We start from the raw sequence: 309 nt of genomic DNA on the forward strand, positions 1-309 counted from the left end.
GTACATGAACAAGGTCGTAACCAGAGGGAAAGACAACACGGCAAGGCCGACGGCGGCAGGCAGGGTCAGCAGCATACACAGGCGCAAACCCCAGTCGAGCAGGCCGGAAAACTGCTCGGTATCCTGACTGGCGGCGTGTTTGGACAAGGTAGGCAGCAAGATTGTACCGAGTGCCACGCCCAAAACGCCGGTAGGCAATTCCATCAGTCGGTCGGCGTAATACATCCACGACACACTGCCGGACTGCAAAAATGAGGCAAAAATGGTGTTGATAACCAAGGAAATCTGCGCCACGCTCACGCCCAAAAT

General features: G+C 55.7%; 1 protein-coding gene. It reads right to left on the bottom strand.

Annotated elements, in window-relative coordinates; translation table 11 throughout:
* Positions 1 to 309, bottom strand: a 309-nt coding sequence (locus ACTHS3_RS17590; RefSeq protein WP_440368707.1) for a lipid II flippase MurJ, incomplete at both ends; no start/stop codon positions are given.

It is taken from the genome of Neisseria sp. P0009.S007, from assembly GCF_051962515.1.